Source organism: Pseudomonas sp. PB120, assembly GCF_009761815.1.
GTDB lineage: Bacteria > Pseudomonadota > Gammaproteobacteria > Pseudomonadales > Pseudomonadaceae > Aquipseudomonas.
In genome coordinates this window covers 51,953-72,552 of sequence record NZ_RWIN01000038.1, presented here as the reverse complement: position 1 = coordinate 72,552, position 20,600 = coordinate 51,953, and the positions used below count along the sequence as shown (strand labels likewise).

General features: G+C 58.2%; 17 protein-coding genes. 7 read left to right on the top strand and 10 right to left on the bottom strand.

All coding sequences use genetic code 11. From position 1 onward, the window contains the following. The first annotated feature begins 71 nt into the window (after positions 1 to 71). The 4 genes from EJA72_RS06720 (at position 72) to EJA72_RS06705 (ending at position 4,330) form a co-directional block, all read left to right on the top strand. Positions 72 to 1,217, top strand: coding sequence for a MalY/PatB family protein (locus EJA72_RS06720; protein WP_157710712.1), 1,146 nt, complete (start codon positions 72 to 74; stop codon positions 1,215 to 1,217). A 74-nt stretch (positions 1,218 to 1,291) separates the two neighbouring features. Then, complete coding sequence (locus tag EJA72_RS06715) at positions 1,292 to 2,149, top strand: SDR family oxidoreductase (protein ID WP_157710711.1); 858 nt, start codon at positions 1,292 to 1,294, stop codon at positions 2,147 to 2,149. 27 nt (positions 2,150 to 2,176) lie between these two features. Continuing rightward, on the top strand, positions 2,177 to 3,514 hold the full coding sequence (locus tag EJA72_RS06710) for a sodium:proton antiporter (RefSeq protein ID WP_157710710.1): 1,338 nt from the start codon (positions 2,177 to 2,179) through the stop codon (positions 3,512 to 3,514). 339 nt (positions 3,515 to 3,853) lie between these two features. After that, positions 3,854 to 4,330, top strand: a complete 477-nt coding sequence (locus EJA72_RS06705) for a hemerythrin domain-containing protein (protein WP_157710709.1) — start codon at positions 3,854 to 3,856, stop codon at positions 4,328 to 4,330. A gap of 80 nt (positions 4,331 to 4,410) precedes the next feature. On the opposite strand, the gene EJA72_RS06700 is transcribed toward EJA72_RS06705, so the two are convergent. From EJA72_RS06700 to EJA72_RS06685, 4 genes are all read right to left on the bottom strand, one after another. After that, complete coding sequence (locus EJA72_RS06700) at positions 4,411 to 6,333, bottom strand: PAS domain-containing sensor histidine kinase (protein ID WP_157710708.1); 1,923 nt, start codon at positions 6,331 to 6,333, stop codon at positions 4,411 to 4,413. A gap of 104 nt (positions 6,334 to 6,437) precedes the next feature. Next, complete coding sequence (locus EJA72_RS06695; protein WP_157710707.1) at positions 6,438 to 7,346, bottom strand: zeta toxin family protein; 909 nt, start codon at positions 7,344 to 7,346, stop codon at positions 6,438 to 6,440. Positions 7,347 to 7,472: 126 nt separating this feature from the next. Further along, positions 7,473 to 9,752, bottom strand: a complete 2,280-nt coding sequence (locus EJA72_RS06690) for an ATP-dependent DNA helicase (protein WP_157710706.1) — start codon at positions 9,750 to 9,752, stop codon at positions 7,473 to 7,475. Then, positions 9,749 to 11,416 (bottom strand): VRR-NUC domain-containing protein, encoded by a 1,668-nt coding sequence (locus EJA72_RS06685; protein WP_157710705.1) that lies wholly within the window; start codon positions 11,414 to 11,416, stop codon positions 9,749 to 9,751. The genes EJA72_RS06690 and EJA72_RS06685 overlap by 4 nt, the downstream gene beginning before the upstream one ends. A gap of 212 nt (positions 11,417 to 11,628) precedes the next feature. Here EJA72_RS06685 and EJA72_RS06680 point away from each other — a divergent pair, with 212 nt between their 5' ends. Further along, a complete protein-coding gene (locus tag EJA72_RS06680) occupies positions 11,629 to 11,853 on the top strand; it encodes a YgdI/YgdR family lipoprotein (RefSeq protein ID WP_157710704.1) in 225 nt (74 codons plus the stop codon). Between the two features lie 122 nt (positions 11,854 to 11,975). Here the strand turns inward: EJA72_RS06680 and EJA72_RS06675 are convergent, their stop codons facing one another. From EJA72_RS06675 to EJA72_RS06655, 5 genes are all read right to left on the bottom strand, one after another. Continuing rightward, complete coding sequence (locus EJA72_RS06675) at positions 11,976 to 12,434, bottom strand: transposase (RefSeq protein ID WP_157710703.1); 459 nt, start codon at positions 12,432 to 12,434, stop codon at positions 11,976 to 11,978. Positions 12,435 to 12,524: 90 nt separating this feature from the next. Beyond that, entirely contained in the window at positions 12,525 to 13,610 is a 1,086-nt protein-coding gene (locus EJA72_RS06670; protein WP_157710702.1) for a polyamine ABC transporter substrate-binding protein, read from the bottom strand. A gap of 45 nt (positions 13,611 to 13,655) precedes the next feature. Continuing rightward, complete coding sequence (locus EJA72_RS06665; protein ID WP_157710701.1) at positions 13,656 to 13,997, bottom strand: cupin domain-containing protein; 342 nt, start codon at positions 13,995 to 13,997, stop codon at positions 13,656 to 13,658. Between the two features lie 42 nt (positions 13,998 to 14,039). Continuing rightward, positions 14,040 to 15,446, bottom strand: a complete 1,407-nt coding sequence (locus EJA72_RS06660; RefSeq protein WP_157710700.1) for an FAD-binding oxidoreductase — start codon at positions 15,444 to 15,446, stop codon at positions 14,040 to 14,042. Between the two features lie 50 nt (positions 15,447 to 15,496). Continuing rightward, the gene (locus EJA72_RS06655) at positions 15,497 to 16,312 is read right to left on the bottom strand and encodes a nuclear transport factor 2 family protein (protein WP_157710699.1); all 816 of its coding nucleotides are present in this window, start codon (positions 16,310 to 16,312) and stop codon (positions 15,497 to 15,499) included. 254 nt (positions 16,313 to 16,566) lie between these two features. On the opposite strand from EJA72_RS06655, the gene EJA72_RS06650 reads away from it, so the two are divergent. Further along, positions 16,567 to 16,839 carry a DUF1652 domain-containing protein gene (locus EJA72_RS06650; protein WP_157710823.1) on the top strand — a complete coding sequence of 91 codons (273 nt, stop codon included), beginning with the start codon at positions 16,567 to 16,569 and terminating at the stop codon, positions 16,837 to 16,839. Positions 16,840 to 17,012: 173 nt separating this feature from the next. Here EJA72_RS06650 and EJA72_RS06645 read toward each other — a convergent pair whose 3' ends face one another. Next, a complete protein-coding gene (locus EJA72_RS06645) occupies positions 17,013 to 19,484 on the bottom strand; it encodes a UvrD-helicase domain-containing protein (RefSeq protein ID WP_178129120.1) in 2,472 nt (823 codons plus the stop codon). A gap of 236 nt (positions 19,485 to 19,720) precedes the next feature. Between EJA72_RS06645 and EJA72_RS06640 the strand changes: the two genes are divergently transcribed. After that, positions 19,721 to 20,416: a pirin family protein gene (locus tag EJA72_RS06640; protein WP_157710698.1), complete on the top strand. Its 696-nt coding sequence runs from the start codon at positions 19,721 to 19,723 to the stop codon at positions 20,414 to 20,416. Positions 20,417 to 20,600: the final 184 nt, after the last annotated feature.

Below are 20,600 nucleotides of genomic sequence, written 5' to 3'. Positions count from 1 at the left end.
CAAGCTCGCTCCTACAGGGGTTTGGCGATTATCATGGCCGGCATAACCAACCTGCTGTTACGAGACCGCGCATGACTTTCAATTTTGATCAGGTGTTCGACCGTCACGACACCGGCAGTACCAAATGGAGCCGCTACCCGGCCGACGTGTTGCCGATGTGGGTCGCGGACATGGACTTCGCCGCACCGCCGGTCATCCTTGAAGCGTTGCGCAAGCGCCTGGAACACCCAATGGTCGGGTACAGCGTGCCGCAGGACGATTTGCGCGCCGCCGTGGTTGCCGACCTCTGGAACAAATACGCCTGGCGGGTATTGCCCGAAGAACTGATCTTCCTGCCGGGCGTGGAGTCCGGTTTCAATATGGCGCTGAAGGCACTGGTCGAACCGCAGCAGAACGTGGTGGTTCAGGTGCCGAACTACCCGCCGTTGCGTCACGCGCCCGGGCATTGGGGCCTGAACAAGGTCGAACTCGAATTCGACGCCCTGTCTGACGGCACTTACGCCACGCAACTCGATGCCTTGAACCAGGCCCTCAAAGGCGGCGGCGCCCTGCTCCTGAGCAACCCGCACAACCCGTTGGGCAAAGTCTTCCCACGGGAAGAATTGCAAGCCGTGGCCGATATCTGCCTGGAACAGAACGCCTGGATCATCTCCGACGAAATCCATGCCGAGCTGTGCTTCGACGGGCGGGTTCACATTCCCACCGCCGCGCTGAGCCCGCAGATCGCGGCCCGCACCATCACGCTGATGTCGGCGAGCAAGGCGTACAACATCGCCGGCCTGAAAACCTCCTTCATGATCATTCAGGACGCGGCATTACGCGCGCGGGTCAACCACGCCCGTTGCGGCATGGTCGACAGCGTCAACCCCCTGGGCATGGAAGCGACCCGCGTGGCTTACAGCGAAGGCGGCCCGTGGCTGGCCGGGTTGAAGGCGTATCTGCAAGGTAACCGCGATTATCTGGTGGAAGCGGTACGCACGCGTTTGCCGGGCGTGACCATGAACATCCCGCAAGGCACTTATCTCGCCTGGCTCGATTGCTCCGCGCTGGGGCTGGAGAATCCGCAGCAGTTCTTCCTCGACCAGGCCAAGGTCGGGTTGAGCGCGGGGCTGGATTTTGGCGATCAGGCCCGGCAGTTCGTGCGCCTGAACTTCGGCTGCCCACGGGCATTGCTAGAAGAAGGCATTGCGCGGATGGAGCGCAGTCTGGCTCGCTGAAATCCAACCGAACTCGGGGCAAAAGGATGGGGTCCACCTTTTGACGCTTTTGCCTTGAGACCGGAGATTTCACGATGAACACGTATCCGAAACCACCCTTCAAGAAACAAAGCCAGCCCGTCCCAGGGTCCCAGAAGAAGATGGATCCGCTTCCTGACTGCGGCGAGCACAGCTATAAAGGCTCGGGCCGCCTCGACGGCAAGATCGCTCTGATTACCGGCGGCGACAGTGGCATCGGCCGCGCGGTCGCCATCGCTTTCGCCCGTGAAGGCGCCGATGTCGCCATCGCTTACCTCAATGAACACGAGGACGCCCGGGAAACCGCGCGCTGGGTCGAACAGGCCGGACGTCAGTGCCTGCTGCTGCCTGGAGATCTGGCGCAAAAGGCTGAGTGCCAGGCGCTGGTAGACAAAACCGTTGAGCGGTTTGGCCGTATCGATGTGCTGGTCAACAACGCCGCTTTCCAGATGACCCACGAGCACTTCGAAGACATTCCGGACGAAGAATGGGTGATGACCTTCGACGTGAATATCACGGCCATGTTCAGGATCTGCCAGGCCGCACTGAAACATATGAAGGCTGGCAGTTCGATCATCAACACCAGTTCGGTCAACTCGGATATGCCCAAACCCACCCTCCTCGCTTACGCCACCACCAAAGGCGCGATTGCCAATTTCACCGCGGGCCTGGGGCAGATGCTGGGGCCGAAAAGCATCCGCGTGAACTGCGTGGCGCCGGGGCCGATCTGGACGCCGCTGATTGTCTCGACTATGCCTGATGATGAGGTGCAGAACTTCGGCGCCCAGACTCCGCTGGGAAGGCCCGGCCAACCGGTGGAAGTCGCACCGATCTATGTGCTGCTAGCCTCGGATGAAGCCAGCTATATCACGGGCCAGCGGTATGGAGTGACCGGCGGCAAGCCGATTCTTTAACGTCGCACCACACCCGGCGAGAACGACATGAGTTTTATTGTATGGGTCGCCGTGTTAGGCGCGGTACTGCTGGCGCTGGCGCTGACATCGTCCTATCTACGCTGGATGCCGGTGACTACGTCAGCAGTTTGCCTGGTGCTGGGCGTGGCCATTGGGCCCGCCGGTCTGGGCCTGTTGAAGCTGGACTTGGACGACGCATCATTCTGGATGGAACACCTGACAGAAGTCGCAGTGCTGTTTTCGTTGTTCGTCTGCGGATTGAAATTGCGCCTGCCACTCAGGGACAGGAACTGGCGGATCGCGTTTGGCCTGGCCGGGCCGGTCATGGTGCTGACCATCGGCGGTGTCAGCCTGCTATTGCATTTCGGATTGCAGCTTTCCTGGGGCGCTTCGGTGTTGATCGGTTCGATTCTGGCCCCTACCGATCCAGTGCTTGCTGCGCTGGTGACGGTCAGTGACGCCAGGGATGTCGACAGCGTGCGCTTCGGGCTCTCGGGTGAAGCCGGGCTCAATGATGGCATTGCCTTCCCCTTCGTGATCCTCGGCCTTCTGTTGCTGCAACATGACGGCGATCCTGGCTGGCTCAGCGATTGGGCGCTGAAAAGCCTGCTTTGGGCTGTTCCTGCGGGGGTGTTGACCGGTTACTGGATGGGCCGCGGCATTGGCCGAGTGACGTTGTCTTTGCGCATCAGGAATGATGACAGCACGTTGTCTCCCAATGATTACCTGGCCCTCGCGCTCATTGCCCTCGCCTACGTCGGTGCCGAATCCATCCACGCCTACGGGTTTTTATCCGTGTTCGCCGCAGGCCTGGGTCTACGTCAGGAAGAAGTGAAGTCCGCAGGCATTGCCCAGGAACCTGCCGAACATCTGGTTCAGCCGGTGGTCGGCCATCAGAACGTCGAACCGCAACATGCGGTGCACGGTGATACCGATAACCTGGAAGAGAGCCAGGTCGCGGCGGGGATCATGATGGGCGACATGCTGGCCTTCGGCGGCCTTGTGGAGCGCGCGATGGAAGTGTTTTTGGTAACCCTGCTCGGCGTGGTGCTGATCGCTCATTGGGATTGGCGTGCGCTGTTAGTAGGTGGGGTTCTGTTCTGCCTGATTCGCCCGCTGTGCGTCATCGCCATGCCGTGGGGCGGGTTGCTTGACGGTCGGCAGCGGGTGTTGATCGGGTGGTTCGGGATTCGGGGCATCGGGAGTTTGTATTATCTGTTCTATGCATTGAACCATGGGCTTGGGGTGTCGGTGGCTGCGCTGTGCACCGACCTGACGTTATCGGTGGTTGCGCTGAGCATTCTGGTTCACGGGATGAGTACTCAACCGGTGCTTGCTCGGTATGAACGGCGCAAAACGCGATGATTGCGGGCGACCGCCGTGTAGGAGCGAGCTTGCTCGCGAAAAATGCCCAGGCAACGCGTTCATTCAGATAGCCCGCGTTATCGTTGACGCCCATCGCGAGCAAGCTCGCTCCTACAGGGGAAAGCGTGCACTCCATCCACTACCGCGAACTGCATGAGTCAATGTACCCACTCATGCAGCCTGCATGAAAGCAGCTCGCCACCACCGCATCTATTCGTTTGATTTAATAGAAAAATATTCAACGCACCAAACCGGCACGACAAATGCTCAAGGACTATAAGCGACCTACGGCCTAAGACCGTTTGCGCTCATCCCCGTGACTATTTGAGAGACTCGACCATGAACGCCATCGACCTGTTGCAAGCCGATCATGAACGCGTAAAGGGCATCCTGAGCCAGTTGAGTGAATCCACTGAGCGCGGTGTTAAAAAACGCACCGAGCTGCTGGCCAAGCTGGAAATGGAAATCGCCATTCATACCCGTCTCGAGGAAGAGATCTTGTATCCGGCGTTCAAAAAAGCCGGGAGTAAAGAACAAGACATCATGTATTACGAAGCCAAGGAAGAGCATCGAACCGTTGATTCACTTGTGCTGCCGGACCTGAAAGTCACCGATCCCTCAACTCCGGAATTCGCGGGTCGAGTGAAAGTGGTGAAGGAATTGTTGGAGCATCACATTGAAGAAGAGGAAACAGAAATGTTTCCTCAGGCTAAAAAACTGCTGGGCAAGGCAACCCTGGATGAACTGGGCGCCCAAATGGAAACCATGAAAGCCCAGTACAAGAAGGAAATGAGCGCCGCTAATATCGCGGCTTGAAATGCCACATAGTAAAAAGGCCCGCCATGACTGCGGGCCTTTTTACGATTGCGATAACTCTAGCAACCCCAAGTCCTCTTTCACTTCATGGTCGACGCAATTATTTCCACCAGGTTGAGTTGAGTAAAGGGTTTCGACAGCCGTGGCAGTTCCAGTGCAAAGCCGTCCAGTCGCTCGGCGTACCCTGTGGCCAGAATGATGGGCAGGCTCGGGTTCATGATCCTGATCGCCTGCGCCAGTTGCGCACCATTCATCTGCGGCATCGCCATGTCGGTGATGACCAGGTCGATACCGGGCTCGGCGTCGAACAGTGCCAGCGCTTGCGCCCCCGATGGGGCACTGACGACGCGGTGCCCCAGATCCTCCAACAGCAAACTGGTACTGGTCAGCACAAGATTGTCGTCGTCGACGACCAGGACGCACAGTTGGTGGACAGGTGGCGCTTCAGCCTCCTCGGTGGCAAGCGCGTCGACGGATGTGGCCGTAGCCACCGGAATCCAGAGCTCAGCTCGCGTGCCTTTGCCTTTTTCACTTTTGAGGATGAATTGCCCGCCCAGCTGTTCGAGAAAACCGTGGACCATCGACAACCCCAGTCCCGTACCTTTACCGACGCCTTTGGTGGTAAAGAACGGATCCATCGCCGACGCCAGCGTGGCGGCGTCCATCCCGTCGCCTGTGTCAGTCACACTCAAGCAAACGTACTGCCCTGCCCCCGCGGGTAACGATGGTTGATCGCACACTTCCTGGGCAGTGGCACCGATAATGATTTTACCGCCATCAGGCATGGCGTCGCGGGCATTCGTGACGAGATTCAGTATCGCCAGCTCGAGCTGATTGACATCGGCCCTGACCGGGACGAGGCCGGGAGGAAAGCGTACGTCGAGTATCACCGATGGCCCGAGCGAACTGCGCAAAAGGCCACTGATGCCCTGCACCAACGCAGGTATCTCCACCGATTCGAACTTGAGCTCCTGACGCCGGGCAAACGCGAGCATGCGTTGGGTCAGGGAGACCCCGCGCAACGCGCCCTGGGTGGCGTTGTCGACTAATCGGGTAATTCGCGAGTCATCCCCCACGCGCTTACGCACGATTTCCAGATTGCCGAGTATGACCGTCAGCAAATTGTTGAAGTCGTGGGCAATACCGCCGCTCAGTTGGCCGATGGCCTGCATCTTCTGCGCCTGGAACAGCGCTTCGCGGGTTTTCTCAAGTGCTTGCTGTGCTTCAGTGGCTTCGGTGATATCGCGAGTGATCTTGGCGAAACCGAGCAATGTGCCGGTCTCCCCCCAGATCGGGTCGACCACCACGTGCGCCATGAACCGCGTACCGTCCTTGCGCAAGCGCCAGGCCTTGTTTTCGAATCGGCCCTCGCGCTTCGCCGTTTCCAGCGCCCGCTGCGGTTCGCCGGCTTCGCGGTCCTCAGGTGTATAGAACAGTGAAAAATGCTTGCCAATGACTTCTTCGGCCCGATACCCCTTGATACGTTGAGCCCCCGGGTTCCAGTTGGTCAACCGGCCATCCGGACCCAGCATGTAAATGGCGTAGTCCGTGACACTTTGCACCAGTAGGCGGAATTGCTGCTCGCTTTGTTTGAGCACCTCTTCAGCCATCTTGCGGTCGGTGAGATCCCGGGTGATTTTGGCAAAACCCAGCAATGTGCCCGACGCGTCGCGAATCGGATCGATCACCACGTGGCACCAGAAATGCGTGCCGTCCTTGCGCACCCGCCAACCTTCACCCTCGAAACGCCCCTCCCGGATCGCCGTATCCAGCGCGCGCTGAGGCAGTCCGGCCTGGCGATCCTCGTCGGTGTAAAAGCGCGAGAAGTGCTGCCCGAGAATTTCTGCTTCTTCATACCCCTTGAAGCGCCGGGCGCCAGCGTTCCAGCTGGTGATGATGCCATCGGGATCAATCATGTAGATCGCGTAGTCGATCACTGCATCGATCAACAGGCGAAAGCGGCTGTCCTCTACGGCGCTGGTTCCGGACCGTACATCACTCATCGATCACACCTGTGGTTTGTCTTATGCGTGAAGTATGCGACAAACCACGGGTTTGGAAAGGCACAAAACAGCCCGACGTTAAAGGTCAGGGCCGCAACCGCTCACTATCGGTACACGTACTTCACGATGTAGGCGTACAGGTCGTTGTAGACAAAGTCGGGCACGTGCTGCAAGTAAGCCTGGGATTTGTGCAGCGCCAAGTGACACTCCTTGACCATTTCGTCGCGATCACTCATGGCGTAGACGTGATTGTTGATGATGTCGCCATAGGCGTTGTAAGAGAAAGGCAGCGTCGGCGCCGTGGTGGTCAGCACGCCTCCGGCCGCGATGGTGTAGGTGCTTTGGGCACGCAAGGTGCGCTCTTTCAATGCACCGAATCCCCGCTCGTACAGACTTATTTGCGAGCCGCTGATCGTTTTCGCCGCCGTCTCGCACGCCAGGATGATGGCTTGCGCGTTACTCATGCTGGCTTCCATGGTTGCAGTCGTGACAAACCGTTCCAGTTCCTGGTTTTCCAGGCTTTTGAGTGCGCGCTTGATGCTCGATAGATGCGCGAATGCCTGGGTGCAGCCCACGATGTGCACTTCGAACTGATAGCCGGCGTTTGTTGCCAAGGGCGGAAAGGTCGCGAATTCAATGCCGTCGAAAGCACATTCCATGATGATGTTGTAGTTAAGCGTGAAGGCTTCGGTGAAGATCTTGGTGCTGACTTCACGGACAAAGGCTTCTGTGTGTTTATAGGCGTACAACACGCCGTGTTTGATCAGCTCTGAGTAGTGCGGGTGTTTTTCCCGGTATTCGGGCTTGTACAGGCGAATGTACCGGTCATAGCGCTTGGTCGGCAGTAGGCTTTTTTCCAGCAGCCAGGTTTTACCGGAGCCCTGCAATCCGGCGACCATCAACACTTTGGGAATGGTCTCGGCGGTCACACCGCTGAACAGCGTGGCTTTTATTTCATTGAATGCAGTCGTCACTTGAGCTTGGGTGTACGCGTATTCCGATGCTTGGGGCATACCGTGATGTCCTTATCAAGAATCAAACCGAAAGTGGTCTGGTCCTTTGAATAAAGTCGGCATTCGCGGTTTGTACAAATCCCGCTGTCTTTCAAGGTATGTCGATGTTTTTTAAAGTAATAAATCCTACTGGGCTGGATGAACATTCGTCGGACTGACCGTCCACCAACGAGGCAGCAGCTGCTTCACTTTGCTGTCACCAAACCGGTCATCGATCAACATCACTACACCTTGGTCCTGTTGAGTCCGGATCACCCTTCCCGTCGCCTGGACGACTTTCTGTACGCCCGGATACAGGTAGGTGTAGTCGTAACCAGCGCCAAAAATCGCCGCCATACGATGTTTCAACTGTTCGTTGACCGGGTTGAGTTGAGCCAGACCAAGGGTGGCGATAAACGCGCCGATGAGGCGCGCGCCCGGCAAATCGATACCTTCGCCAAAGGCCCCGCCCAGCACCGCAAAACCGACGCCTTGGCTATCGGCGGTGAATTGATCGAGAAACGCCTGGCGTTGCCCTTCCCCCATGCCCCTGGACTGCGACCACAGATTGATCTGCGGATAGGTCTGCGCCAATAACTGCGCCACTTGTTGCAGGTAATCGAAGCTGCTGAAAAAGGCCAGGTAGTTGCCGGGACGTTCGCTGAATTGCCGGGCAATCAGCTCTACGATAGGCATCAGGGACGACTGGCGATGGACGAAACGTGTGGAAATCTGGCTGACGATGTGAACCTTCAGCTGGTCAGCGTGAAACGGCGATTCGACGTCGATCCACACCGTGCTGTCCGGTGTCCCCAATAAGTCGGCGTAATAGTGACGAGGGCTCAGCGTCGCGGAAAACAGCACGGTGCTGCGCGCGGCAGTCAGGCGTGGGCGGATGAATCCGGCCGGCACCACGTTGCGCAGGCACAGTTGCGAGAGCTGGCGTTTACGGTCGAGGTCACGTTTGCTGATATCGAACAGGAAATGTTCGTCGAAGAGCTCCGCGACCCGGCCAAACTGCAGCATCTCGAAATAGAAGTTCTGTAAAGCAGGGTCCAGGCCTTGCGGGTGATCGTTAAGGTAGTCGCCAATACTTCCTGCGCAGGCCGACAGCGCCTGCAACAGTTTTTCCGGGGCCTTGTCGTAGGCCTGATAGGTTCCGGTTTGCAGATTATGCAGCGCGTTCCACTCACGATTGACGCGCTGCAGGGACTTCTTCAAAGCCTCAGGGGCCGATTTTCGCACGTCATTGAGAGTCGATTGGTCCAGACTGGCGCTGTACATCTGCCGACCGCGCTCGACCAGGTTATGGGCTTCGTCCACCAAAACCGCGACCCTCCAGTTATTGGCCTGGGCCAACCCGAAGAGCAGCGCGCTGAAATCGAAATAGTAGTTGTAGTCGGCGACCACCACGTCCGCCCACCGGGCCATTTCCTGGCTCAGGTAATAAGGGCAGACATCGTGCTTCAGGGCTAGCTCGCGCAATGCACTCTGATTCAGCAGCGTCAGCTCGCTCGCGGCCTGGCGCGCGGCCGGCAAGCGATCATAGAAACCACGGGCCAGTGGACAGGACTCACCGTGACAGGCTTTGTCAGGATGTTCGCAGGCTTTGTCCCGGGCAATCATTTCGAGTATTCGCAGCGGCGGCGCGGCGGCGCTCTCCAGAATGACCTGTGCCGCGTCCAGCGCCAGTTTGCGCCCGGGCGTTTTCGCGGTAAGGAAGAACACCTTGTCCAGCTGCTGCGGCGCCAGGGCCTTGAGCATTGGAAACAGCGTGCCCACGGTTTTACCGATCCCGGTGGGTGCCTGGGCCATCAGACAACGACCGGTGCTGACAGCCTTGAACACCGATTCCGCCAGATGGCGTTGCCCCGGTCGAAAATCGGCATGGGGAAACGTTAATTGCTGTGCCGCGCTGTTGCGTGCTTCGCGATGGGCCATTTCCTGCTCGGCCCAGTGCAGGAAAAGCGCGCAATGGTGCTCAAAGAATTGCCCCAATTCTTCGGCGCTGAAGACCTCGACCAGGCAAGTTTCCTTTTCGCTGACAATGTCGAAGTACACCAAGGCCAGGTTGATCTGCGCCAGTGCCAGTTTCTGGCACATCAACCAGCCGTAGATCTTCGCCTGCGCCCAGTGCAACTGACGATGGTTGGCCGGTTGCTTGCTCAGGTCACCGCGATAGGTTTTGACTTCTTCCAGGCAGTTTTGCGCGGGGTCGTAGCCGTCCGCCCTGCCCTTGACCTTCAACGCTTTGTAAAGTCCCTCGAGTGCCACTTCACTCTGGTAACCGTCGCTGCGCCGGGAGGCCACCGTGCGGTGCCCGACGATGCCTTCCAGGGCGGTAGGCGACGGCGTGAAACGCAAATCCAGGTCACCGACCTTGGCGGTGAACTCGCATAACGCCCGCACCGCAATGTTGTAGCTCAAGCGCTCTGCTCCGCCCATTGCACGTAGCACACCGCAATCGGCATCTGGTGTTCATGGCAGAACTCCAGCCAGCGCACTTGATTGTCTTGCAAGCGGTCGCCGGGGCCTTTCACCTCGATCATTCGGTAAGCCTTGTCCCGCGGCCAGAACTGGATCAGGTCCGGCATCCCGGCGCGATTGGCTTTTATGTCCAGCAACAAACGGTTGAACCAGTGCCTGAGGTGCGCGGCCGGCAGGCAAGCGAGTGCCTGATCGAGCAACGCCTCGCTCAACGCGTCCCAGAACACGAACGGCGATTGCACGCCCCATTTAGCGACATAGCGTTCCCGAATCGTCTGGACATAGCGACCATCGTCAAGCTCGGCGAGGCACGCCTGAAACAGGTCCGCCCGGCGAGCGTGGAAGTCCTCATTCAGGAGGTCGACCGGCCCGCGTTGGAACGGGTGGAAAAACGCCCCCGGCAAGGGTGCAAAAATGGCCGGCCAGCACAGCAGGCCAAACAATGAATTGATCAGGCTGTTCTCGACGTAATGCACCGGCGCGGACTCTTCCGTCAGGTGGGCCTGAACGTAGAATTCCACTGACAATGCCGGATCGACCTTGGGCAGTTGCAAGTCCAGGCGCAGCATTTCCCGAGGGGGCGAGCGCTTGATAGCCGGACCGCCGAGCTTGCGTCGCAGCCGGGGCAACATCCGCAACAACTGCTGCTGTTCGGCGGCACTTTCCGGTGCTTGCTCTGCCTGCATGGCCAGATCCATCGCCAGTTGATACTCGGCGCAGCGCTCCAGCACACGAATCAGGCGCAGACGCGCACCGGGATAGTCGCAATGACGGTAGATAGAGAGAGCCGAGGAAAACTCAGCGATGCGCTCGCAGTACTGGCCCATCTGAAACAACAGTTTAGCGCGACGCCTTTGCAGCCAAGGGTTGGTCAGCACTAGCTCTTTGATGCGCTCGACAACCTCGTCCACCGCGGCACCGGCCTCAAAATGCTGCTGACACTCGTGCAGAAACAGGCAGGCGTCGACGTCCTCACGGCTGCGCAAGCCTCGGGAGTCGGCGCAGAACTCTACTTTTTCGTAAATGAAGATGCCGAGGTCAGCCAGCACGAACTCGGACCAGTCCTGATAAAGATTGCCGAAAAACATCAGGCGCAGACGATCACACAAGCCCATGATGGTCAGGCTGAACAGGCGGTCGCCCAGTGCAGGGCACCAATCCGTGAATGCCTGAACCTGGGGAAATTGCTCGCTCAATGCTGGCAGCCAATCGGTCTTTTTACCCTTGGGTTGATCGATATCACCGCCAAAACACTGGAGGATTTCGTCCTTGAGCAAGACCTCGAACAACGTTTCGATCGACAGCGGACAATGCTCATCAATCCATCCGTGTTCAAGCAACGGGCCAGCCGCCAGCGCGATAACGCCTATCTCGACATAACGCAGTTTGCTTTCCCGAAAATGAACGCCCTTACGCATGACCATCCGCACCAGCAGCGCCTTGGGCTCCCGGGGCAGTCGATTGAAGTCGCGGATGAATTGAAGCTCCTCGGCGCTTAATACATCGGCATAGCGATGTTCAAGCCAATCAATCACTTGCGTGAAGTTGTTCAAGTAATAGAACGGGTCTTCGAGAGGATTTTCGGTCACAGGAAAAGGAGCCATGAAAAACGAGTACTGGTTATGCGTACAGATACCAGTTACACCCCGCTCGGTGCAAACAGAAAAGGATCAGCGGCGGCGCTATTCGGTTTTTTTTCGGGGGACTGCCGAACTTTCTGACCCGCCATCGCACCTAATCGCGTTAGAGCTACAGTGAAGATGAAGCCAGTTCGAGGCCGTCGCGCTGTTTTTTTTTAAAGTAGTGAGAGGTGGACATGAATATCAAGACCCTGGGCTTTCCCCTGGCGGTAGCGGCTTTTTTGACCCTGGCCGGTTGCTCGACACCCACGGTGGTGACCCTGCAGAACGGCACCCAGTATTTGACCAAGGACATGCCGAAAACCAAGACCAAGGACGGATTCTTCGAGTTCGAGGATATTTCCGGGGCCAAGGTCAGGGTCAATGCGAACGACGTGTCGACGATTCGCAAAGAAGACTGAGGCATAGCGACCGCTACGCGCTCGAACGCAGGCTGCGCCAGCTGCTACAAAAAGCACGGCGCACGCGATCCCTGTAGCAGCTGCCGAAGGCTGCGTCCGGCTGCGCAGCAGTCGCTAAACCCTCACAACCAACACGCATCCCACAAAGGATAATCATGGACTCGCGTAACGAGTCCTGCCCGGATTGGGTTGGCAACCACATATCGAGCAAGCGCTTTGACGTCCTCCTCCCGACGCACCGCGCGATCATGGTAGCCCTTCTGCCACAATCGCCCTCTCCGCCCTAAAGCACGATTGACCGCCTGGCCGCTTCTGGATTTTATTCGACACATCAGCTCAGCCAGCGTTTTATCCCGCAATTGCACCAGGCAGTGCATATGATCGGGCATCACCACCCACGTTAAAAAATCGGCCAACCCGTCGTCTTGCGCTTGGCGCAACTCACTGACAACCAATCGCCCCACCCGCGAATCGGCAAAAAACGGCTGCCGTTGGTTAACGACAGCCGTTAGTAGATAGACACGCCCGGGGTCCGAATATCGACCAATGCGTAGATGACCCGCATTTAAGCAAAAAGGCATTCCATTGCCTCCAAATCAACCGAAAGAGACTTCGACTTTACAGCGCGTCGAGCTCAGCGACTGAAGCTAACGATTACCAGATATGAGCCCTCAACTCCCCGTCCGGATCTTGTTCCACACCCGCGTACGTATCCGGTCAATGTTCAGCGGCATCGCTTCCAGCGCAAACAGTTTCCCCATCATTTCCGGGCTCGGATACACCTTGGTGTCGTTCTTGATCGCTGGATCGATCAGGCTGTCGGCCTGTTCGTTGCCGTTGGCGTAGTGCACGTAGTTGCTGATGCTGGCCATCACGTCCGGGCGCAGCAGGTAATTCATGAAGGCGTAGCCCGCTTTTTCGTCCGGGGCATCGGCTGGCATGGCAACCATGTCGAACCAGATAGCCGCGCCTTCCTTGGGAATCGAATAACCGATGTCTACACCGTTCTTGGCTTCCTTGGCGCGGTTCTCGGCCTGGAGGATGTCGCCGGAGAAGCCGACCGCAACGCAGATGTCGCCGTTGGCCAGATCGCTGGTGTACTTGGATGAATGGAAGTAACTGACGTATGGCCGGACTTTCAGCAGCAGCGCTTCAGCCTTTTTGTAGTCTTCAGGGTTCTTGCTGTGATGTGGCAGGCCCAGGTAGTTCAGCGCGGCCGGCAGCAGTTCCGGGCCGTTGTCGAGGATGGCGACGCCGCACTTTTGCAGCTTGGCCATGTTCTCGGGTTTGAAAATCAGGTCCCAGGAATCCACGGGCGCGTTATCGCCCAACACAGCCTTGACCTTGGCGATGTTGTAGCCGATCCCCGTGCTGCCCCACAGGTACGGGAAACCGTGCGCGTTGCCCGGGTCATTGGACTGCAACGCCTTGAGCAATACCGGATTGAGGTTCTTCCAGTTCGGCAGCTGACTCTTGTCCAGTTTCTTTAGCGCCCCGCCTTGAATCTGCCGCGCCATGAAGTGGTTGGACGGGAACACCACGTCGTAGCCGGATTTGCCGGTCATCAGCTTGCCGTCGAGAGTCTCGTTGCTGTCGTAGACGTCGTAGCTGAAGCCGATGCCGCTTTCTTTCTGGAAGTCTTTGGTGGTGTCGGGGGCGATGTAGTCGGACCAGTTGTAAATCTTGACGGTCTCGGCGGCGTGGCTGAGGGTCGCGACGAGTGCAAGTGGAGCCAGAGTCAGCGTCTTTCGGATCATGAGTCGATTCCTGAATGGTTTTTTTGTTGGCAGGCAATCAAAGGATCAAAAAATCAAAACGTAAGTCTTGCGCACGGTTTCCTGGATATCCCAGATGCCGAGGCTGTTGGCAGGCAACATCAGTGCGTCACCGGCTTGTATGTGCAGCGTTTCCCCGTCGTCCGGGGTGAAGGTGCAGCGGCCCTGGATGAAATGACAGAATTCCTGAGCCATGATCTGCCGCCGCCAGCGTCCTGGTGTGCATTCCCAGACGCCGGTTTCGACGCCGTCGTCGCGCTCGACGCTGGTGGTCGAGGCCACGGCGATGGGTGTGCCCAGCGGAACCGCGACCGGGTTCGACTCGTCCAGCTGCATAGTTGCGGTGTTCTTGAATTGCGTGATGCCCATGGGAGTACCTGTCGATGAAGCCTGTCGATGAGAAGCACGTGTTTACTGCATGAAACCTTCCATGAAGCCCGCCACCCCACTGGCGAGCTTGCGGCGCCATGGCGCGGTGGCCGGATTGGCCAGTGTCTGGTCCTCATGGACGAAGCTGCGGATGATTGCGTTGTAGCCAAGCCAGCGACATGGTTCCGGCTCCCAGGCCCGTAGCGCGTCGAGACCGCCTTGGGGGATGACCCACGGTTGCCGGACCAGCTCGGTATCGCGCTGCAGAATCAAGTCCGCCAGGGTGCGCCCGCCCAGGTTGCTGGCACCGACGCCCTCCCCGCCATAACCGCCGGACAAGGCAATGCCGCTGGCCTGATCGCAGAGCATGTGGGGCTTGAAGCGCCGGGACATGCCCAGGTTGCCGCCCCAGGCATGGGTAATCCGTACGTTCTTCAGTTGCGGGAAAAGTTCGCCAAACAGATAGCGCCGCAGCTCGACTTCGTTCGTGGTCAGGTTGAAGTCATGGCGCAACTTGCCCGCAAACTGGTAACCCCCTCGCGCACCGAACACCAGACGGTTGTCCGCCGTGCGCTGACCGTAAGTCACCTGGCGACTGCTCTCACCGAAAGCCTGGCCCTGATTCAAGCCGATTTCGTCCCAGGTCGCAGCCGACAACGGCTCGGTGGCGACGATCAGGCTTTGAACCGGTAACTGATAACGCCCCAACGGCGGCAAGGCGCCGGCATAACCTTCGACCGCGGGCACGATCCAGCGGCTGCGAACCTGGGCCTTGGCGGTGCGCAAACCGCCCGATCGCCAATGGGTCACCGGGCTGTTTTCGTAAATCTTCACGCCCATGCGCTCCACCGTTCGTGCCAGTCCTCGCACCAACTTTGCCGGGTGAATGGTTGCCACGTGCGGTGCATAGATACCGCCATAAGGCTTGGCGATTCTGATGTGTTGCGCCAACTGCTCGGGAGTGAGCCACCGGTAATCTTTTTCCGTCAGGCCCTGGCGGTGGAGACTGTCCAGATAATGACGCAGGCTGGTCTCCTGTTCGGGATAGCGTGCGGCGCAATACACCACCCCGCCTTTTCGATAATCGCAGTCGATGCCTTCACGTTCAATGACAACTTCGACTTCATCGGGAATGCTGTGCAGTAAGTCGTAGGACGCCCGACGCTGGTCTGGCGACAGGTCGGCCAGCAGGCGATCTTCGCCCAGCACGTTGCCCATCAACCAACCACCATTGCGCCCGGAGGCGCCGAAACCGGCGGTTTGCGCCTCGACGATGGCGATGTTCAAGCCAGGCGCAAGGCGCTTGAGGTAATACGCGGTCCAGAGGCCGGTGTATCCGGCACCGATGATGGCGACGTCAACGTCCAGATCCTGCTCCAGCGCCGGACGCGCCAGCAACGGCTCGTCGAGCTGGTCCATCCACAAACTGATAGTGCGCCACGCCGACATGCAAGACTCCGCCACTCAAACTTCGATGGCGTCGATCCTAGTGCGTGACCTCAAAGGCTGTCTTGCGCGCGTGCACGCAAAGAAATTTGTTTGACGTAGGCCTTGGGCGAGAGCCCGGTGTGCTGGCGGAAACAGCTGTAGAACGCTGATAACGAATTGAACCCGGCGGCAAAGGCCAGCTCGTCGATGCGCAGCGGCGGCGTGGCCTTATCCAGCGCCGCGAGCAAATGCCGCAACCTCGCCTGGTTGACGTAGCGATAGAAGCTCTGGCCAAGCACCTGATTGAGCAAGTAGGAGATCTGATTGCGGCTGTATCCACACTCTTTCGCCACCCGCTGCAAATCCAGTTCAGGGTCCAGATACGGCTGCTGGCGCTCAAAGTACTGTTGCAGGTCTTCGGCCATGAAGCTCAACTGGCGGGGTGAAAGCCCAAGTCTACTGACGGCAGGCCGCGCATTGGCCGTTGCGCTGCAAGAGGATTGCTCGCGCACCAGAGACGCATATTCGTTGACGCGCCAGATCAAGCCGTCGCGCACGGTGATCGCTTCACTGGAACGGAACGACACGAGCCCCTCACCGCCGCGTAACGTCATCTTGTATTGGATGAACGCGGTGTTGCCGTCCAGGCGAATGCGATCCGAATGTTCCAGCGCTTCATCAGGGTTGCGCGGCATGCTATCGCGTACGTAGTCGCGCAACTCGTCCAGCCCCATGACCCGGTTCTGAAAAAAGTCGTTGTACTGAATCTCCGGGTGATAGAGCGCCATGACGCCCTCCAGGTCCCGGTATTTCCAGCACAGGTGGTAACGCATGACCGTCTCGCCCGTGGCCTGGGTTTGCAACGGCCCATCATCATCGGCGTGCATAAGGGCCTCGACGAAAAAAGGCCGAGCTTGCCGAAGTTCGGTCCTGGCTTCAATGGTCAATCAACGCCGGACCCGCGGCGTTCAGTGATCCGGATCAAAAAAATCACAAGCAATCGCCAAACGGACTGAATAAATCCACATTCTTTTCACATCTGGATGCTACTTTTAATGGCAGTCACCGGTTGAGCCAATGAAGGCTCTTCCCCCCCTAACATGAGCTAATGGAAGCGCTCGATGAAGAAGGCGGGCAACATATGAATAAAGGGTTCAGCAAGGTTACTTTTCCAAACGCCTGCCAGCTGATGCGCTGGCATTTTCATCCCATGGGATTCGAGGCGAGCATGGACGCGCCGGGCAGCATGATTGCCCGTCTTTTTGATCGTGCAAGCGGCGAGACCATGATCGCCATCGCCGGCATACCCTGCGCGACCGTGATGAATGCCGCGGACGTCGAACGAATCATTGAAGCGGTGGAGGACGAACTCGAAGCGTTCATTCCGCCTTTTGCCCTCAAGAGCTATGCCTGAATTCAGACACCTACAAAAAAACCCACAAATTGTGGGTTTTTTTGTAGGCTGCGCATACCTGTAGGCGCGAGCTTGCTCGCGATGGGCGTTAACGATAACGCGGTCCTCCAGGTTCCCCGCGTAGCTCTTGAGTCCATCGCGAGCGAGCTCGCTCCTACAGGGTATTTAGGCGATCAGGCCTTCTGGCTCTGCCTGTAATCCGCGAAGAACGGCTTACCCTTGCCCACCCGGTCCGACGCCTTGGGCATGTTGGCCGCCTGGGTGTCCTGCCCCTCGACATACCAATAGCAATGACTGACGGCCCGGGTAATGCCAACGTACGCCAAGCGCAGAATTTCGTCTTTCTGCGCGTTGTCATACGCCTCGGTGTCGCCCGCCTTGCCCAGGCCCGCCATACGGTACACCTGGTTTTTGTAGGGCGAACTCGTCAGGTGCTGACAATCGCCGAGCAAAAACACCGCATCCGCCTGAAGGCCCTTGGCACTGTGGTATGTCAGCTGCTTGAGGCGGCGGGCATCGTAGGGCAAGCTCGAATCAACATTAACTACTGACTGAATATGCTCTTCTATCAATAACTTATCGCTGCTTTTTCGATAAAGCATCAAGATTGAATCGCCCTGCCTGTAGTGCTCGATCAGGCGCTGGGCCATGCCCTGATCATCCCTGTCCAGGACGTTGACGGGCAGCAATGCCTTCGGCTCGCCACTGGCCTTGGCCTTCTTGCCGGCAATGGCTGGCGCGGCGCGCACGATGTGTTCGGCGGCATCAATGATGTGCTGGTGGCTGCGATAGTTGTCGCTGAGCATGACCCTGGTGGTGCTCGGCGACGGGAATTCCTTGTTGAACTCCATGAAGAAACTTGGCGAACTGCCCCGCCAGCCATAGATCGACTGCCAGTCATCGCCCACGCACAAGAACGAAGAACGCTGGGCGCCGCGCCCAACATGCATGGCCGGGCCGCGACTGCGAATTTCCCCCAGGCTGGCACGTATCCAGGAAACAATTTGCGGCGATACGTCCTGAAATTCGTCGATCATCAAGTGCGACAACGGCCTGAGCAACTCATCGCTCAGCAGCTTGAGGTTTTCAGGGGAATGTTCGCTGAACAAGGCGAACATCCGGTTGTACGTCATTACCGGGGGCTTCTGATCCAGCAAATGATCTTCCAGCGCGCGCCAGAACAGGCTCAAGGCTTCGAAGAAAAATCGGTCTGGATCGTCCTTGGCGAAACTCATCTGGGCCACGGCATTGGGTACATCCAGCCCCAGGTTCTCGATAAAACCGGCCGCCGCGACAAAACAGTCGAGTAATGGCGCAGCACCGAGTTCGCCTTTGACCTTGTAATCAAAGCCCGGGCCCGCATTGGCATCGCCGGCAAGCGAGGCTAAAACGCGTTTCGATGACTCGTAACTATCTAGCCATATCAAAGGCTTACGGCAGAAAGCTTGAAACAGGGTGCGCTTGACGGCCCACTCTGCACGGATGCTCAATTTCGCATTCGGACGGCTGAGCTGCGGGTTTTCCCGTGGGTCAAAACCCAGCACGACCCAGGCGTCGAGGCTCGGGATGTAGCCATGACAATGGAACGTCGAACCGTTGATCTCAAACGACTGGCGATTGGGCTCGATGCCCTTGATTGGCCAAGCACCCGCGCGAAACCACAAATCTTCCACCGCATCGCACAGCTCTTCATCTCGCTTGGCCGCCAGTTCGGTTACGGCCATGCGTTTCTGCACATCAGGGTGATCACGCTCCAACTCCTTGAGTTGCAGCGCATGCCTCGACAAGGGCTGGATCACTTCGCGGAAGCGCGCATCACGGGTGTACAGCGCGTGGTAACACGCGTTGAGTTGTCGGCGCTGGGTGTCGTTGATGCGCAAATCGAATGGATTGCTATCGACGTCCTCATCGCCGTTTTGCGTGCGGTCGCTCAGGTTTTCGAACGCTTGCAGGCGTTCGAAGCCCGGCAAGCTGCGCACCATCGGCAGGATGCGCGAGTGGAAGGTGCGCACCAGGTCCCGCGCCTCTTTCAAGCTGATTGCCCGCCCCCAGAGTGCAAACAACTCGACCAGTTTATTGATGAAGTCCTTGCGCGACTCCCGGGTAAACGTCACCACGGTCATCGAACTCAGCTCGAACCCCAGATAATGCGACAACAGCAAAATGCGCAGGACCAGGGTGGTCGACTTGCCTGCACCCGCACCCGCGATCACCGAGGTTGAAGGCGTCTCGCTAAAAATCATCTTCCATTGCGCCGCGCTGGGCTGAGCGTGCGGTGCCAGAAGGCGAGCGACATCGGCCTTCATGCGTTTCTTCAGCTCGGCCGTCAAAGGCAGGCGCCAATCATCGAACAGGTTTTCATCCACATTGGGCGGCCGGTGCTCGGTGGAGCGCGAGTCGCGAATCAGCAGAACTTGCCGACCTTCCTCCAACCCCTCGAGTTTGCCTTCCTTATAGCCGTAATCCACACCGGCGCTATGACCACTGCGAAAGCCGTCGGCCTGTCCGTGCAGCCAGGACGCACGGTGTTGCGCGCGCAAGCGAGTCAGGCCGTGGCCGAAAAATCGGGCGGCCAGGCGCTTGAGCAGCGGCATCTCGGCCAACGGACGCAATTCAGGGGGAAGATCGGGGGTGTGTTGCGGCACGCGGACTGTCTCCAGGGTGTGAGGCTGTTGAAGGCTATGGTGTCTGCATTTGCCGTTGAGTTCTAGTGAAATGCTTGCACGTCATTGGCTTAGGCGATGAAGTGAAGGTTGGGTGAGAATGTTTCGAGGCTCAAAATCATCAACTTATTCGATCATGATGCAGCAGTTTTTACGCTTTTTATCGATTAGTGCTTGATAGATGATGCTCGGCATTCCCCCTTCTTCAGGAGACGATCATGCTCGAACTCAGACCTTTCAGCTCCCTGGGCGGCGCCAACCATGGCTGGTTGGACGCACATCACCACTTTTCGTTCGCCGAGTACCATGACCCGAAACGGATGAACTGGGGCAACTTGCGAGTGTGGAACGACGACGTGATTGCCTCCGGAACCGGCTTCCCGAAACACCCGCACCGCGACATGGAGATCATCACCTACGTTCGTGAAGGTGCGATCACCCATGAAGACAACCTTGGCAACAAGGGTCGCACCGAAGCAGGCGACGTGCAGGTCATGAGTGCTGGCACCGGGATTGCCCACAGCGAGTACAACCTGGAAGCGACCGAAACCCGGATCTTCCAGATCTGGATCATCCCGAACGAAAGCGGCCTGGCACCGTCCTGGGGCGCCAAGCCGTTCCCGAAAGGTCAGCGCGAAGGTTTCGTGACGCTGGCCAGCGGCAAGGCCGGTGACGATCAAAGCCTGCGCATTCGTGCCGATGCGCGACTGGTGGCGGCCAACCTGAAAGCCGGTGAGACGGCTGAATATCACCTCGACGGTGGACGTCGTGCCTACCTGGTGCCGGCCACTGGCGTCATTGAAGTCAATGGCTTACGTGCACAAGCTCGAGACGGTGTTGCGGTTGCCGATGAGCAGGTGTTGCGGGTGACGGCCATTGAGGACAGTGAAATTGTGTTGGTGGACCTGGCTTGATCGGGTAAACGCAGGGCAAAAAAAGGGGCGACCGTAGTGGTCGCCCTTTTTTTACGTGCAGTCCATTGTGGCGAGAGAGCTTGCTCCCGCTGGGCTGCGTAGCAGCCCTAAAACCGATGAACGCCGTTTTCCTGATGCGCTTCGCATACTCGGAATTACGACTGCTGCGCAGCCGAGCGGGACG